The sequence below is a fragment of the Bradyrhizobium sp. 147 genome, from assembly GCF_023073935.1.
Classification (GTDB): domain Bacteria; phylum Pseudomonadota; class Alphaproteobacteria; order Rhizobiales; family Xanthobacteraceae; genus Bradyrhizobium.
In genome coordinates, this window is record NZ_JADPKL010000024.1 from 183,695 (window position 1) to 199,202 (window position 15,508).

Below are 15,508 nucleotides of genomic sequence, written 5' to 3' on the forward strand. Positions count from 1 at the left end.
TGCGATCCAACGTGCGGAGAATGGCGTCGAGGCTCAGACGAGGAGGACGCCGGCGGAGCCGCCGTCCTCGGCCGCTGCCTACTTGGACTGACCGACGCTCGGCGCCTTACCGAGCTCCTTGGCCATGTCGAGATGGTGCTTGAGCGCCGGCAGCGTCTTGCCGGCCCAATCCTTCAACGCGGCATTATCGCCGCCCTTCGCATACCGCTCGAACAGGGAGACGGCGTCCTCATGGGCGCTGACCTGGTAGGAATTGTAGTCGGAACTGAAGTCCTTGCCGGTCGCGCTCTTGAGCTTGTCGAGCTTGCTTTGGTGCGAACTGTCGAGCGCCGTCGGCAGCGTCGCCTGGACCTTGCCGTTGCCGACCAGTCCCTTCAGTTCGCTGCTGGTCTTGGTGTGATCGGTCACCATCTGCTGGGCGAACGATTTCTCCTGCGCATTGCCCTTCTGCTCGGCGAGCTTGCCCGACTCGATCTCGAACATGTCGCTGATGGCGACCTCCTTGACGAAGTCGGCGGTTGCCGGCGCGACGCCGAGTGCCGAATTGACGCCGGTCTTCTCGCCCAGCGATTGGGCCAATGCGGGACCTGCGAGAAGCACGCAAGCAATGGCGACGATGGTTCGTTTCATGGTCCGTCTCTCCAATTGGTCGCGCGGCCACCTGCCGCGCCGTGTTGCGCCGATCAACACGCCGCGAGGGCCGAGGTTCCTAACGACTAGTCCGTGGGATTACGCCCAGTGCGCGGATTGATGGGCTCGGTCGGCTTGCGCCGAAGCCGCTCGGGCAGAAACGGCTCGGCCGGCGCGGCGGTGGCGTCGGCGCGCACGTCGGCATGCCGCTGCGCCCGCTCATGCGGTGTCCGGTTGTCGTTGAAATGCCACTTCACGTCGACGCCGTCGACCGGGTCATTGACGCCGTGCTGAACATCGCGGAAGTCACTCATGGTTCACCTCATTGCTTGCCGGGCAGAATCGATTCCAACACCTGCCGCGCAGCTCCCTTGATCATCCCGCTTTCGTTCGGATCGCCCTTCATCAGGGCGAGCGAAAAATTCTTCGCCTGCTGCAAGGTGATGTGCGGCGGCAGCGGCGGCACCTCGGGATCGGTTTTCACTTCCAGAACGACAGGCATATCGCTCGCCAGCGCCTGCTCCCAGGCCGAGCCGAGCAGCTGGGGACTGTCGACGAAGATGCCGCGCAGGCCGATCAGCTCAGCGAAGCGTGAATAGGAGACGTCAGGAATGCGCTGCGAGGCTTCGAACTTGGGATCGCCGTTGATGATGCGCTGCTCCCAAGTGACTTGGTTGAGGTCTTCGTTGTTGAAGACGCAGACGATGAAGTGCGGATCTCGCCAAGAGCGCCAGTATTTCGCGGCCGTGATCAACTCGGCCATGTTGTTCATTTGCATGGCGCCGTCGCCGACCAATGCGATCACCGGCCGGTCCGGATTGGCATATTTGGCGGCGAGCGCGTAAGGCACCGCAGCGCCCATCGAGGCGAGGCCGCCAGAAAGCGAGGCCGTCATGCCGCGGCGCATCTTCAGATCGCGCGCAAACCAGTTGGCACAGGAGCCGGAATCGCTGGTGATGATGGCGCGGTCGGGCAGGCGCGGAGACAATTCCCAGGCGACGAGCTGGGGATTGACGGGCGCGGCGGGCTGATGCGCGCGGTCGTCCAGCGTTTTCCACCAGGTCGCGACGTCCTGCTCGATGGCCTTGCGCCAGGCGCCGTCGCTCTTTGGCGCGAGCCGCGGCAGCAGCGCGCGCAATGTTTCGGCGGCGTCGCCGACGAGGCCGACCTCCATCGGAAAACGGATCGACATCATGCTGGCATCGATATCGATCTGCACGCCGCGCGCCGCACCTTCCTTGGGCAGGAATTCGGCGTAAGGAAAGGCGGAGCCTATCATCAGCAGCGTATCGCATTCCATCATCATGTTGTAGCTGGGCTCGGTGCCGAGCAGGCCGATCGAGCCGGTGACCCATGGCAGGTCGTCCGGGAGTGCGGCCTTGCCGAGCAGCGCCTTGGCGCAGCCGGCCGACAGCCGGTCGGCGACCGCGATGACTTCGTCGGTGGCGCCAAGCGCGCCGGCCCCGACGAGCATCGCAACCTTATTGCCGGCATTGAGGATGTCCGCCGCGCGGTCGAGATCGGCGTCACGCGGCGTGATGCTGGGCGCGCTGTAGCCGATGCCAGAATGCAACGTGCCGTGCGCACGGGGCGGGTCCTCGTAAGGCTCTTCCTGGATGTCGTTGGGCAGGATGATCGCTGTCGGGACTCGTCTCGCCAGGGCGATCCGCACGGCGCGATCGATCAAGTGCCGGACCTGCGCGGGCGAAGAGGCTTGTGCGACATAGGCGCCGGCGACGTCCTTGAACATCGACACCAGGTCAAGTTCCTGCTGGTAGCTCCCACCCAGCGCATTGCGCGCCTGCTGGCCGACGATGGCGAGCACCGGCTGGTGATCCAGCAGTGCATCGTAGAGACCGGTGACGAGGTGCGAAGCGCCGGGCCCCGAGGTCGCGATACAGACGCCGAGCTGGCCCGCGAATTTCGCGTAGGCGGTCGCCATGAATGCCGCCATCTCCTCGTGCCGCGCCTGCACGAAGCCGATCTGGCCTTCAGCCCGGTTCATGGCGCCGAACACGCCGTTAATGCCGTCTCCGGGGTAACCGAAGATGTGACGCACGCCCCATTGATGCAGGCGCTGAACGATGAAGTCTGAGACGGTCTGAGACATTACGGGCGGCTCTCTCGGTTCGGACCTGGTTAGACTCAGAGAACCTGTTGTTTCCGGCGATGTTCCTTGGCTCTTGCGGAACCGCGTCGGAACGATCGCTGACCTCGCGCCGTTGATTCACAAATGGCTGAGTGGAGAATGACGATGCTGGATCAGGGTGAACTGGACCAAAACGAGATGGGCCGGCTGATCGGAAGTGACAAGGTCGAAGGAACATCGGTCTATGGGGCCGATCGAAACCGGATCGGTTCAATCGAACGCGTCATGATCGACAAGATCAGCGGCAAGGTCTCTTACGCAGTGCTTGGCTTCGGCGGATTTCTCGGCCTCGGCAATGATCATTACCCGTTGCCCTGGCAGTCCCTGAAATACGACACCGAGCTCGGCGGCTATGTTACCGCGATTACCGCGAAGGATCTGGAAGGCGCTCCGAAATATGGTGAGAAGGCTGAGTGGAACTGGGGTGATGATGCTGCCGTACGCGGTATCAATGCCTATTACGGCGTTCCCTTCGCGTAGCAAAGGACGATACGATGAGTAAGGAACGGCCTACCGATGATCCCCGGACTGAGAGCGACTGGGGTTCGCACAGGCAGACGGACAAGCCTTGGAAGGGCAATCCGGAAAAAGAGCAGGGATCGGACAAAGTAAAGCCCGACCTCGAGAAATGGCACGAGACCAAGACGCACTAACGTCCACTTTCCGTAAGAGCGATCGAGAAGCGCAGCGCGGCGGTGCCGCGCTTTCTGAGCACCGCATTCACGAATGACAGCGGTGCTCCAGCAAGTCGGAACCATGCTTCGGCGCTGCGGTTGGGCTGCCGGCGCGCAAGCTTGGCTCAATTGGCTTGCGACCGGTAGTCCCGATAAAAGGTGGTCAGCGTGGATGCTCAAACCCGGGAGCGTGGGCCGTCCGCGGAGCAGCCGCAGTGGACGAAGGAAGCTCCGAGAACGAATCCTGATCAATCCCGCGACGTCAAGGAGCAGTCGGGCGAACCGGCGCCGCCGTTGCGCGCGAGGCTTCGCCAGCATTGGCTGTTGGCAACTGTCGGCGCCATCGTGCTGATCGCGGCGCTCGTCGGCGGTCTGCTCTATTGGCTTGAGGTCCGCCATTACGAATCCACCGACGACGCTTTCGTCGCCGCGCGCAGTTTTTCGGTGGCTTCGAAGGTCGGTGGTTACGTGACCGACATCCCGGTCACGGACAACCAGCACGTCAATGCCGGCGACCTTCTCGCCAAGCTCGACGAGCGCGACTATCGCATCGCCATCGATCAAGCCGATGCGCAGGTCGCGGCGGCCAAAGCGAACATCGCCAATGTCGGGGCGCAAATCGACTCCCAGCAGGAGCAGATCAAGCAGGCCCAGGCGCAGCTCGAACAGGCTGAGGCCCAACTCCAGTTCTCGCAGGAAGAATTCGCGCGCGCCCAGGATCTGGTCGAAAAGGGAGCCGGAACCGTGCAGCGCCAGCAACAGACCCGTTCCGACCTTCAGGCGCAGCAGGCCAACACCGAGCGCGCCAAGACCGCGGTGACGGCCGCGCAACTGAGCATCAAATCGCTACAAGCGCAGCTCGAAGGCGCCAAGGCGCAGCTCGGGCAATCGCAGGCGCAGCTCGATCAGGCCAAGCTGAACCTGCAATATACCAGCGTCGTTGCGGCGCAGTCCGGTCGCGTCGTCAAGCTCTCCGCCGCCAAGGGCACATTCGTCACCGCCGGCCAGAGCCTGATGATGTTCGTGCCCGACGAGGTCTGGATCGTCGCCAACTATAAAGAAACACAGCTCAACGACATGCGGCCAGGCCAGCCGGTAGAGATGCGCATCGATGCCTATCCCGGCCGCAAGCTGACCGGCCACGTCGATTCGGTGCAGCCGGGCTCAGGCACCGCGTTCAGCCTGCTGCCGGCGGAGAATGCCACCGGCAACTACGTCAAGGTGGTGCAGCGTGTGCCGGTGAAGATCGTGGTCGACAACTGGCCGCCCGATCTGCCGGTCGGACCGGGCATGTCGGTCGTGCCCTGGACCAGGGTGCGATGACGGACGTCACGCAAGGCGGCGCGTCCGCCGGGGGTTGGTCGCCGGAGCGGTCGGCGGCGGGCGGGCACAATCCCTATCTGATCGCCTTCGTGGTCTCGATCGCGACCTTCATGGAGGTGCTCGACACCACCATCGCCAACGTCGCCTTGCGCCACATTGCCGGCGGGCTCGCGGTCGGCATCGACGAGAGCACCTACGTCATCACCAGCTATCTCGTCGCCAACGCCGTCGTGCTGTCGATCTCGGGCTGGCTGTCGACCGTGATCGGCCGCAAGCGCTTCTACATGATGTGCGTCGCGACGTTCTCGATCGCGTCGCTCCTGTGCGGCTTCGCCTGGAATTTGCAATCGCTGGTACTGTTCCGGATCTTGCAAGGCCTTGGTGGCGGCGGCATGGCGACCAGCGAGCAGGCGATCCTCGCCGATTCCTTCCCACCGCATAAGCGTGGCCAGGCCTTTGCCATCTACGGCGTCGCCGTCGTGGTCGCGCCAGTGATCGGGCCGACGCTCGGCGGCTGGATTACCGATACGTATACTTGGCACTGGGTGTTCCTGATCAACGTTCCCATGGGATTGCTGTCGTTGTTCCTGGTCGGCACGCTGGTCAAAGAGCCGTCGGGCGCAGAGGAGGAGAGGGAGAAGCTGCTCAGCAAGGGTCTGCGCGTCGACTATGTCGGTTTCGCCCTCGTTGCGATCGGGCTCGGCTCGCTCGAATTCGTGCTCGACGAAGGCCAGCGCAATGACTGGTTCGGATCGAACATGATCGTCGTCTTCGCGGTGCTCGCGGCCGTCTCGCTGCTCTCGCTCATTCCCTGGGAGCTGACGCGGGAGCAGCCCATCGTCGACCTTCGCCTGCTTGGCCGCCGTCAGTTCGCCGCCTGCTTCCTCGTCATGCTCGGCACCGGCGCGGTGCTGATCTCGACGACGCAGCTCCTGCCGCAACTGCTCCAGACCGAGCTGAACTACACCGCGATGCTGGCCGGTCTCGCGTTGTCGCCCGGCGGCGTCGCGACGCTGGTGCTGATGCCGGTGGTTGGCCGCCTCGTCGGCATCGTGCAGCCGAAATATCTCATCATGTGTGGTGCCGCCATCGTCGCGTTCTCGATGTGGCATCTCACCGGGCTGACCGGCGACATCACCTACGGCTACGCTGCGCTGTCGCGCATCTTCCTTGCGCTCGGTCTCCCCTTCCTGTTCCTGCCGGTGACGACCGCGTCCTATGACGGCATCCCGCCGGACAGGACCAACCAGGCCTCGGCGCTGATCAATGTCGCCCGCAATATCGGCGGCTCCATGGGTGTCGCGCTGGCGCAGACCATTCTGGCGCAGCGCCAGCAATTCCACCAGAGCCGCCTGATCGAGCACGCAGCGCCGTCCGATCTCGGCTACCAGCAGACCATCGACGCCATGACACGTTACTTCCAAGCGCAGGGCTCCAATGCAAGCGATGCCGCGTCGCAGGCGGTCGCATGGGTTGGCAAGACCTTGCAGCAGCAGGTCGACCTCCTCGCCTATATCGACGTGTTCTGGACGCTTGCGATTATCGCCCTGCTGATGATCCCCACCGCAGCCGTGCTCCGCAGGATCGATTTGAGCGCGCCGGCGCGGGGGCACTGACGGGCTCTCCCGTTCAGAGAGAAGGGGTGACCGCGGCACGAGACTGCGGCTAGACTGAACCTGACATCAAGCAAAGCCCTGGGAGGAAACTGACGTGAAGACCGCGATCACCGAACTGTTCGGCATCGAGCACCCGATCATCCAGGGCGGCATGCATTTCGTCGGCTTTGCCGAGCTGGCCGCCGCCGTCTCCAATGCCGGCGGGCTCGGCATCATCACCGGGCTTACGCAGAAGACGCCCGAGCTGCTGGCCAAGGAGATCGCGCGCTGCCGCGACATGACGGACAAGCCGTTCGGCGTGAATCTCACCTTCCTGCCGACCTTCTCGGCGCCGCCTTATCCGGAATACATCGCGGCCATCGTCGAAGGTGGCATCAAAGCGGTGGAGACAGCGGGCCGCAGCCCGGAAGCATACATGCCGGCGCTGAAGGCGGCCGGCATCAAGGTCATCCACAAATGCACCTCGGTGCGCCACTCCCTGAAGGCGGAGCGGATCGGCTGCGACGCCGTCAGCGTCGACGGCTTTGAATGCGGCGGCCATCCCGGCGAGGACGACGTTCCCAACATGATCCTGCTGCCGCGCGCGGCGGAAGAGTTGAAGATTCCCTTCGTCGCCTCCGGGGGCATGGCCGACGGGCGCAGCCTGGTCGCGGCGTTGTCACTCGGCGCAGCCGGCATGAACATGGGCACTCGCTTCATCGCCACCAAGGAAGCGCCGGTGCATCAGAACGTCAAGAACGCGCTGGTCGCCGCCACCGAACTCGACACCCGCCTGATCATGCGGGCGCTGCGCAATACCGAGCGCGTCCTGAAGAACGCCAATGTCGACCGCCTGCTCGAGATCGAGCGCGAGAAGGGCACCAAGCTCACCATCGACGACATTCACGACCAGGTCGCGGGTGTCTATCCCAGGATCATGCTGGACGGTCAGATGGACGCGGGCGCCTGGAGCTGCGGCATGGTCGCAGGCCTCATCCACGACATTCCCTCCTGCAAGGAGCTCGTCGACCGCATCATGAGTGAGGCGGAAACCATCATCCGCAGCCGCCTGATCGGGTTCCTGGATGGGACGGAGACGACGCGAAAAGTCGCCTGACTCCGCCAAACTTCTTAACCACGGCGGCAATTGGCCGCTGGAATTGCGCGTGGCGCCTCCTAAATAGGGGTAAATTACCCCTTCATCAATTTCAGGAGGTGCTCGTGGTCCTGAAAAGCGTTCCCTTTGCAATTGCGATGGCGCTCGTGCTCGCAGCGGCGGGCCTCGCGAGTGCTGACGACTACAAGCCTGACGAATATCTGGGTCTCGATCTGTCCAAGGCCGTGCTGTCGCCGAAGCGGCTTGGTCCTGAGACGCAGTTCGCGCCGGTCGCTTTGGAGGCACGCGGCGGCAACGAGGCGCAGGCGCGCGCCGAGCCGATCCACGTGCCGAAGAAGGTTGCCGCCGAACGCGTGCAAGTGGCCGAGCCCAAGGTCGGCCATGGCCGGAGCGTTCAGCCGCGCGGTACGGCCCGCACCAAACTCTCGCATCGCCACGGCAATCCGCTCGACGCACAGGCGCTGGACACGCGTATCCAGACTTGGCCATGCCGCTCCGGCGGCATCTGCAATTGGAAGCGTTAGTCGCAGCGCTGCTGCCTCTTCACCTCGCCGCCGCAAGCGGGCGAGGAAGCGCACCTGCACCGTGGTTACGCTTGCCAGTCGAAACCGTCATCCGCGCGTCGTAAAATCGTAGGCGCGAAGTCAAGAAACCGTAAGGATAGAGTCAAGGAGCGCAGGCACCTTCCGTTGCGATTCGACGAAGGTTTCCTGAATGGCAACGCTCCGCGCCGCGCGGGCATGGACCCGGCGGCAATTTTTGGTCCATTCAACCTCCAGTCTCGCCGTCGCCTCGCTTGGGACGCTCGCAAAGCCGCATCTCAGTCGCGCTGCCGACCGTCCGCAGATCACGAGCGGCATCCAGTCCGGCGATGTCTCTGGAGCCTCCGCCGTGATCTGGGCGCGTGCCGACCGAGCGGCGCGGATGCGGGTGGAGTGCTCGACCCTCGAGAGCTTCAAGGCGATCGTCGCGTCGGCCTCCGGCGATGCGCTGCCCGAGGCCGATTTCACCTCAAAACTACTGCTGAACGATCTGCCTCCCGGGCAGGACATCTTCTACCGCGTCCGCTTAGACGACGCCGCGACCGGGATTGCCGGCGAAAGCCGCGTCGGCCATTTCCGCACCGCGCCGGCTGCGGGCCAGTCGATCTCGTTCCTGTGGTCCGGCGACACCGCGGGGCAGGGCTGGGGCATCGACGTCTCGCGCGGCGGATATCGCAGCTATCGCACCATGCTCGACAACCGCCCGGATTTCTTCATCCATTCCGGCGACCACATCTATGCAGACTGCACGATTCCTGCCGAACAAAACCTGCCGAACGGCGGAATTTGGCGCAACATCGTCACTGAGGAAAAATCCGAGGTCGCGCACACGCTGGCGCAGTTCCGCGGCAATTACAAATACAACCACCTCGACGAACACTTTCGCGCCTTCCATGCCGAGGTGCCGATGTTGGCGCAGTGGGATGATCACGAGGTCACCAACGACTGGTCGCCGACCGGCAGCTACGACGCCGCCGGTTACGAGGACGACGGCACGCCGCTCTTGGTCGCGCGCGCCCGCCGCGCCTTCTTCGATTTCGTGCCGATCCGCGACGTTGGCGCGCGGCAGGGTCGGGTCTATCGCAAGATCGCTTACGGCCCGCTGCTCGACGTTTTCATGATCGACATGCGTAGCTATCGCGATGGCACCTGGAACAAGGGATGCGACCATCGCGGCTGGATCGTCGGCACCGAGCAGCTCGCCTGGTTGAAGCGCGAGCTCGCTGCCTCACGCGCGACCTGGAAGGTGATTGCGGCCGATTTGCCGATCGGCCTGATCAGCCTGGACGCCGTTGCGCTCGGCAATGGGCCGCCCGACCGGCGTGAGCACGAGATCGCCGATCTGCTGGCGTTCATCAAGCGCGCCGGAATCCGCAACATCGTCTGGCTCACTGCCGACATGCACTACACCGCCGCGCACTATTACGATCCCAACAAGGCGCAATTCCAGGACTTCGATCCGTTCTGGGAGTTCGTCTCCGGCCCGCTGCATGCCGGCACCTGGAGCCCGGGCGAACTCGATGACACGTTTGGTCCGGTCGCAATGTACCAGCACGGCTGTAGCGCTGCGCAGGGCGAGAATCTGGCGCCGTGCTTCGGCTTGCAGTTCTTCGGCCGGGTCGACATCGACGGCCGCAGCGGTGTGATGAGAGTGACCTTGAAGGACGTCGATAACCGCGATCTCTGGTCAGTCGATATCCAGCCGCAGCAGCAGGCACGACCGGCCGTCGTGGCTCAGCATTCGTAGGCCATTAACTCGATCTTGATTGGCCGCCCGGCGTCTCCCGCGCTATGGTCGCTGCTCCTGCCACTTCCTTTCCATCACCGAAGAGTCTGTCACCGCGCGTCTGGCGCGATGAACTACGTCAGGAGCCTGTTTCATGCACCATCTGCAGACACAGGGCATTAGCATGCCCAAGCTCGGCCTCGGCACCTTCCGCATGCAGGGCGATGCCTGCCGGGCCGCGGTCGAGAGCGCCCTGTCGATTGGCTATCGCCACATCGACACCGCCGAGATGTACGCCAATGAGGAGTCGATCGGCTCGGCCATCGCCGCTTCCCGCCTGCCGCGCGGCGAACTGCACATCACCACAAAGGTCTGGCACGAGAATCTGGCGCCGGAGGCGATCCGTCGCGCTTTCGATGCCAGCCTAAAGAAGCTCAGGCTCGACCATGTCGACCTCTATCTCGTGCACTGGCCGTCGAAAATCGCCAATTGGGGCGCGGTGTTCGAGACCCTGATGAAGCTCAAGGAGGAGGGGCGGACGCGGGCGATCGGCGTTGCGAACTTTACCACCGCGCTGCTCAAGATTGCCGTCGAGGACATCAAGGCGCCAATCGCCTGCAACCAGGTCGAATATCACGCCATGCTCGATCAATCGAAGGTGTTGGCCTATCTCAGTGCCAGGAGGATTCCGCTGGTCGCCTATTGTCCGCTGGCGCAGGGGCGCTTCGCAACAGATCCGGTGCTGAGCGAGATCGGCGTTAAGCACAACGCGACCGCGGCTCAAGTGGCGCTGAAATGGTTGCTCGATCAAGACGGCGTCGTGGCGATCCCGAAGGCGTCGCGGCGCGAGAGCCAGCAGGCCAATCTCGATGCCCTGAAGATCACGCTCGACGATGCCGACCGCAACAAGATCGCCGCACTGCCGAAGGACAGGCGCTGCGTCAATCCCGGCTTTGCGCCGGCGTGGGATTAGCCCCGAGTGCTTTCGAACGCGCAGAAAATGGCCCCGCGAGGGGCCATCTCCATGCTGCGTTGCGCTTTAGTCCCAGTGATGGTGGCGATGACTGCGCTTGATTACGACGACCTTGTCGCCGCGATGGTGCCAGCCGCGATGCCAGCCGTGGTCACGATGCATGCCGTATTCGGCGCGGGCAGCGTACGGGCCGTGATGATGATGACCGCGCTTGATCACCACCGTCTCGGCGCTCGCCAGAGTCGGCCCTGCGATCACGAGCGCGCCGAGAGCTGCAACCACATAACCACGCTTCTTCATGATGTCCTCCTCCAATCGAATGCACATCTAAACCGTACATGCACGCGAACGTTCCGGAGGAACGGCGGGAGAATTCTGAACGGCTGTTAATCACAGCGTTGCTGCGCCGGTGTTGGCGCGCCGGTCGCGACGTATTTGCCGTCTCTGATCGTGTACTCGCCGCGCTCGCTGCGATTGTAGATCGCGCGCAGGCTGCCATCCTCCTGCAAGAGGAGTCCGAATTCGCGCGTCTGATGGAGCGAGGGGAAGAACACCATCACATTGAGCAGGCCTTCGGCATCGACCGTGGCGGAGACCACCTCGTTCTCGTCCCTGGCGTCGCCGAAATTGCGCCGGTACATCACCCGGCCGTCCTTCGTGATCTCGTAAGTCAACCGTGCGCCCTTGTCGCGGTCGGGCCGAGCCGCGCAGTCGACCGCCCAAGAGCCGAGCAGGCCCCATTGTTCGACCCTTACCGCAAGCGTCTCGGCATGCGCCGCGGACACGAGTGCGACCCACGGCAGCGCAGCCGCGATCCAGCGGCTCAAGCAACGCGTCATGTCCTGGCAAGCCCCGCCTCGAAGAATTTCAAAGTACAGCATCCCGCTCACGGCCGCCCACGCTGGCTGCCGATCGCGCGCGAATCGGATCCGCGTCAATGAGGCCGGCCGCTTCCGGGTAGGATGCACTTTCCGGAGGCGAACGTGGATAGACCACTGCTGAATCAAGTCGTCAATTTTGCGGGCGAAGGGATTTTTGAGCGTTACGTCGTCCAGATCGAGGCCGGTAAGAGCAACATCTCGGTGGTCCTCTTGCTGCGGCTAGCCTCCGCATCCGCGGCAGCCAGCCCCAGCTGGCTTGGTATCAGGCCCTCTTCTCGATATTGGCACTGCGGGCCGGCACGCCAAATTCCTTGCGGCAAACCTCGGCCAGTACGGCGACGCCCTCACGGATCTGCTGATGCGTAGGGCTCGCAAAGCAGAGCCTCAGTCGTGAGCTGGAATGGTTCTTGTTGGTCGACCATTCCGGCCCCGGATTGATCGAGACACCGGCGGCAAGCGCGGCTTGATACAGTTTGAGCGTATCGACCTGGTCGGGCAGTTTCACCCAGAGGAAGATGCCGCCCTTGGGCTCATCGAACTCGGCCGCCGTCCCGAACTGCTCGTTGAGGGCCTCCATCAACGTATCGAGCTTGGTGCGCAACGCTTTCGTCAGTGCCGGCACATGGCTCGCGAAGTGCGGCTTGCAATAGGTCGCGAGCACCATCTGCTCCAGCGCGCCCGAGCCGGCATCCGTCTTCAGCGCCAGCATCCGCGACATCACATCCCAGGGTGCTACGACGAAGCCGACGCGCAGCGCCGGCGCGATCGATTTCGAGAACGAGCCGATATGGATCACGCCGCCGTTTCGGCTCATCGCATGGATCGCCGGCGGCCGCTGCCCGGACCAGACGAGGTCCGCATAGCAATCGTCTTCGAAGATCGGCACGCCGTATTCGGATGACAGGCGCAGCAGCTCGGCGCGTCGGCTCTCTGGCATGATGCTGCCGGTCGGGTTCTGCACGGTCGGAATCGTGTAGATGTATTTCGGCCGGATGCCGCGGCTCTTCAGATCGGCGAGAGTGGAGGCCAGCACGTCCATGCGCATGCCGTCCTTGTCGAGGGGGATGCCCACCACGTTGACGCCGAGCCGCGCCAGGCGGGTCAGCGAGCCCTGATAGCTCTCCTGCTCGAAAATGACGGTGTCGCCGCGCGCTAGCAGCGTGGCGTTGACGAGATCGAGCGCCTGAAGCGAGCCGGAGACGATCAGGAGGTCGTCGACCGTGCAGGTGATGCCGGCATCGCGCTTGAGCTTGGTCACCAGGAATTCGCGCAAGGGCAAATACCCCTGAGGTCCATGCGCCAGCCCATAGGTGGCGAGCGAGCGGCCCTCGCGCTGTAGTGCCAGGTTTGTCGCCTCGATCAGGCCCTCGAGCGGCACCTGTTCGGAGTCGTTGTTGCCGCCGACGAAGCTGTATTTGGCAAGGCCCGTCCAGCGCGCGGAGGGGGCCGGCAGCCCCGCGGGAAACAGGGGTGCGAAATCGAAGCTGGACGTCATGGGCGTTCCTCGTCTTGTTCTTGTTGGGGCGGTCGGCGTGCACCGGCCTCTCTTACTTCTTGCCGGCCGTCCGGGTCGGACGTCCCTGGCTGATGAAAGCGTAATGCGCATTGGCGACGCCGCCAACCATCAAGGCTTCGACCACGGGCTCGGCGATCTCGCTTGGCGCGGCCCAGTCGACGAGAAAATTGGCTCCAGTCCCGCCCCGTACGTCGTCGGTCGGAATGAAGATCGAGACGGTGGCGAGCGGTCTCAAGGCGACCGGCGCCTTCAGATAGCTCTCGACCTGCTTGCCTGCGGTGTCGAAATAGGCGATGCGTTTGACCACCAGCGGCTGGGTCTCGGAGGCGTTGTGCACGCTCAGCGTCACCGAGAAGTCGACACGCAGCTTGCCCTGGCTCATCGCGACGCTGGAATAGGCGGGCACGTAGAACCCGCCGGATACGGCGAGTTCGTCCTTCGGCAGCGCGGTGAGCGAATCGGCAAAGCTTTGTTCGATACTGATTTTCGATTGCGCGGCGGTGGGCACGGCATAGGCGAGGGGGCATAGCAGCATTGCTGCGAAGAGCCCTTCGCGCATGTGACGAATTGCTCGCTTGCCGCACCGCGACCCATCTCTAGGGTGCGGCAAAACGGACCAATTTGGCATGCACGAGCTCATTCGCGACATCACTCTCTGTATTCTGTTTGCCTGGATGCTGGGCCTGCTCGCCCATTTCTCCCGGCAGCCCCTGATCCTGGCCTACCTTATCGCCGGTTTCTGCATAGGTCCATTCGGCGCCGGCTGGGTCAAATCGCAGGAATCGATCAGCGTCATCTCCGAGCTCGGCCTGATTTTCATGCTGTTCATGATCGGGCTGGAGATCGACCTGAAGAAGATCGTGCGGGCGGGAAAGGTGATCCTGTTCGCGGCAGCCGGCCAGCTGCTCGGGGGCTGCCTGCTCGGGGTCCTGTTCTTCGTCGGCATTGGCTTGTCCCTCGGCAGCGGGCATTTCGATGCTGTCTATCTCTGTGTCGCCTGCGCGTTGTCGAGCACCGTCATCATCGTCAAGGTGCTCTACGAGAAGCGCGAGCTCGACACGCTGCCAGGGCGTATCACCCTCGGCGTGCTGGTGCTCCAGGATATCTTCGCCATCCTGTTCCTGGCGGTGCAGCCGAGCCTGGCTAATCTGCAAGTCAGCGTCATCCTGCTCTCGATCGGCCGCGTCGCAGTGCTGGTCGCCGCCGCGCTGTTGGTCAGCCGCTACGTGCTGCCGCGCCTGTTTCACCAGATCGCCCGGCGGCCCGAGCTGATCCTGCTCGGCGCGCTGGCCTGGTGCTTTCTCGTCGCCGAGATGGCGGAGCGGCTGTCGCTGTCGCGCGAGATGGGCGCCCTGATCGCCGGCGTCTCGCTTTCGACCTTTCCCTATGCGCTCGATGTCACGGCCAAGGTCACCACGCTCCGCGACTTCTTCATCACCCTGTTCTTCGTCGCACTCGGCATGACCATCCCCGTGCCCGGCCTCTCCGTGATCGGGCTCGCTTTGATGATCGCGGCGTTTACCGTGGTGAGCCGGCTCGTGACCACCTTTACTCCGCTTTATCTGATGAAACAGGGGCTGCGCGCCAGCCTGTTGCCGGCCCTCAACCTCGCCCAGATCTCCGAGTTCTCGCTGGTGGTGATCCAGACCGGCATCGCCGACCATCACATCGCAGCCGAGACGGCGAACGCGGCCTCCTTTGCCTTCGTGGTTCTGGCCGTGCTCTCGACCTTCGTGATGACGCGCAGTGACGAGATCACCCGCTGGATGATTGGGCCCCTGAAGCGGATTGGCCTGCGCGACCTCGATCATGGCAGTGGCCATGCCGAGGAGGCCCATGAGGGCGGCCACGGCGAGGCCCGCCGCATCGTCATCCTCGGCTTTTTCCGTGCGGCGAGCGCGTTGCTAGCCGAGATCGAGCGGCAGGCTCCGGTGCTGCTGGAGCAGATCACGGTGGTCGATTTCAACCCGAATGTGTACCAGACCCTGCTCTCGCGGGGACTGCACGTGATCTATGGCGACATCAGCAATGTCGACACGCTACTCCATGCCGGCATCGCCAAGTCCGAGATCATCATCCTCAGTGTGCCGGATTCGCTGCTGAAAGGCGCCACCAACGAGAAGCTGGTCCGCCACGTCCGCGCGCTCAACCCCACCGCCCTGATCGTGGCCACGGCCGACCTCCTGGCCGACGTCGGCGAACTCTACGAGGCCGGCGCCAGCTATGTCACGGTGACCCGGCTCAGCGACGCCCACGAGCTGTTCACGGTGATCGAAGCCGCCCAGGCTGGCCTTCTGGCCGACAAGCGCGCCGAGCTCGATCAACGGCTCGGCGAGCGGCGCGAAGTGCTACCCTGACCGGCCGGCCTTCCTCTCCGGCGCG

15 protein-coding genes are annotated in these 15,508 nt (G+C 63.8%); 8 read left to right on the forward strand and 7 right to left on the reverse strand.

What is annotated here, in order from left to right; all coding sequences use genetic code 11:
* Window positions 1–78: 78 nt before the first annotated feature.
* From IVA87_RS06445 to IVA87_RS06455, 3 genes are all read right to left on the reverse strand, one after another.
* Window positions 79–630 (reverse strand): DUF4142 domain-containing protein, encoded by a 552-nt coding sequence (locus IVA87_RS06445; RefSeq protein WP_247279153.1) that lies wholly within the window; start codon window positions 628–630, stop codon window positions 79–81.
* Window positions 631–716: 86 nt separating this feature from the next.
* Window positions 717–944, reverse strand: coding sequence for a hypothetical protein (locus tag IVA87_RS06450; protein WP_247333030.1), 228 nt, complete (start codon window positions 942–944; stop codon window positions 717–719).
* A gap of 8 nt (window positions 945–952) precedes the next feature.
* Window positions 953–2,740, reverse strand: a complete 1,788-nt coding sequence (locus IVA87_RS06455; RefSeq protein WP_247303265.1) for a thiamine pyrophosphate-requiring protein — start codon at window positions 2,738–2,740, stop codon at window positions 953–955.
* Between the two features lie 144 nt (window positions 2,741–2,884).
* Here IVA87_RS06455 and IVA87_RS06460 point away from each other — a divergent pair, with 144 nt between their 5' ends.
* From IVA87_RS06460 to IVA87_RS06490, 7 genes are all read left to right on the forward strand, one after another.
* Window positions 2,885–3,259: a PRC-barrel domain-containing protein gene (locus IVA87_RS06460; protein ID WP_247333031.1), complete on the forward strand. Its 375-nt coding sequence runs from the start codon at window positions 2,885–2,887 to the stop codon at window positions 3,257–3,259.
* Window positions 3,260–3,621: 362 nt separating this feature from the next.
* On the forward strand, window positions 3,622–4,776 hold the full coding sequence (locus IVA87_RS06465; protein WP_247303262.1) for an HlyD family secretion protein: 1,155 nt from the start codon (window positions 3,622–3,624) through the stop codon (window positions 4,774–4,776).
* Complete coding sequence (locus tag IVA87_RS06470) at window positions 4,773–6,392, forward strand: DHA2 family efflux MFS transporter permease subunit (protein ID WP_247303261.1); 1,620 nt, start codon at window positions 4,773–4,775, stop codon at window positions 6,390–6,392. The genes IVA87_RS06465 and IVA87_RS06470 overlap by 4 nt, the downstream gene beginning before the upstream one ends.
* A gap of 94 nt (window positions 6,393–6,486) precedes the next feature.
* On the forward strand, window positions 6,487–7,488 hold the full coding sequence (locus IVA87_RS06475) for a nitronate monooxygenase family protein (protein ID WP_247303260.1): 1,002 nt from the start codon (window positions 6,487–6,489) through the stop codon (window positions 7,486–7,488).
* A 104-nt stretch (window positions 7,489–7,592) separates the two neighbouring features.
* The gene (locus IVA87_RS06480; RefSeq protein ID WP_247333033.1) at window positions 7,593–8,012 is read left to right on the forward strand and encodes a hypothetical protein; all 420 of its coding nucleotides are present in this window, start codon (window positions 7,593–7,595) and stop codon (window positions 8,010–8,012) included.
* 190 nt (window positions 8,013–8,202) lie between these two features.
* Complete coding sequence (locus IVA87_RS06485) at window positions 8,203–9,777, forward strand: alkaline phosphatase D family protein (RefSeq protein WP_247333034.1); 1,575 nt, start codon at window positions 8,203–8,205, stop codon at window positions 9,775–9,777.
* Between the two features lie 133 nt (window positions 9,778–9,910).
* Window positions 9,911–10,729 carry an aldo/keto reductase gene (locus IVA87_RS06490; protein WP_247303254.1) on the forward strand — a complete coding sequence of 273 codons (819 nt, stop codon included), beginning with the start codon at window positions 9,911–9,913 and terminating at the stop codon, window positions 10,727–10,729.
* A 66-nt stretch (window positions 10,730–10,795) separates the two neighbouring features.
* Here the strand turns inward: IVA87_RS06490 and IVA87_RS06495 are convergent, their stop codons facing one another.
* The 4 genes from IVA87_RS06495 to IVA87_RS06510 form a co-directional block, all read right to left on the reverse strand.
* Window positions 10,796–11,029, reverse strand: a complete 234-nt coding sequence (locus IVA87_RS06495; RefSeq protein WP_247303252.1) for a hypothetical protein — start codon at window positions 11,027–11,029, stop codon at window positions 10,796–10,798.
* A gap of 86 nt (window positions 11,030–11,115) precedes the next feature.
* Window positions 11,116–11,568, reverse strand: coding sequence for a hypothetical protein (locus IVA87_RS06500; protein ID WP_247303250.1), 453 nt, complete (start codon window positions 11,566–11,568; stop codon window positions 11,116–11,118).
* Window positions 11,569–11,872: 304 nt separating this feature from the next.
* Window positions 11,873–13,105 (reverse strand): PLP-dependent aminotransferase family protein, encoded by a 1,233-nt coding sequence (locus IVA87_RS06505; protein ID WP_247303248.1) that lies wholly within the window; start codon window positions 13,103–13,105, stop codon window positions 11,873–11,875.
* A gap of 52 nt (window positions 13,106–13,157) precedes the next feature.
* A complete protein-coding gene (locus tag IVA87_RS06510) occupies window positions 13,158–13,685 on the reverse strand; it encodes a DUF3124 domain-containing protein (RefSeq protein WP_247303246.1) in 528 nt (175 codons plus the stop codon).
* Window positions 13,686–13,752: 67 nt separating this feature from the next.
* Here IVA87_RS06510 and IVA87_RS06515 point away from each other — a divergent pair, with 67 nt between their 5' ends.
* Window positions 13,753–15,483, forward strand: a complete 1,731-nt coding sequence (locus IVA87_RS06515) for a cation:proton antiporter (RefSeq protein ID WP_247333035.1) — start codon at window positions 13,753–13,755, stop codon at window positions 15,481–15,483.
* Window positions 15,484–15,508: the final 25 nt, after the last annotated feature.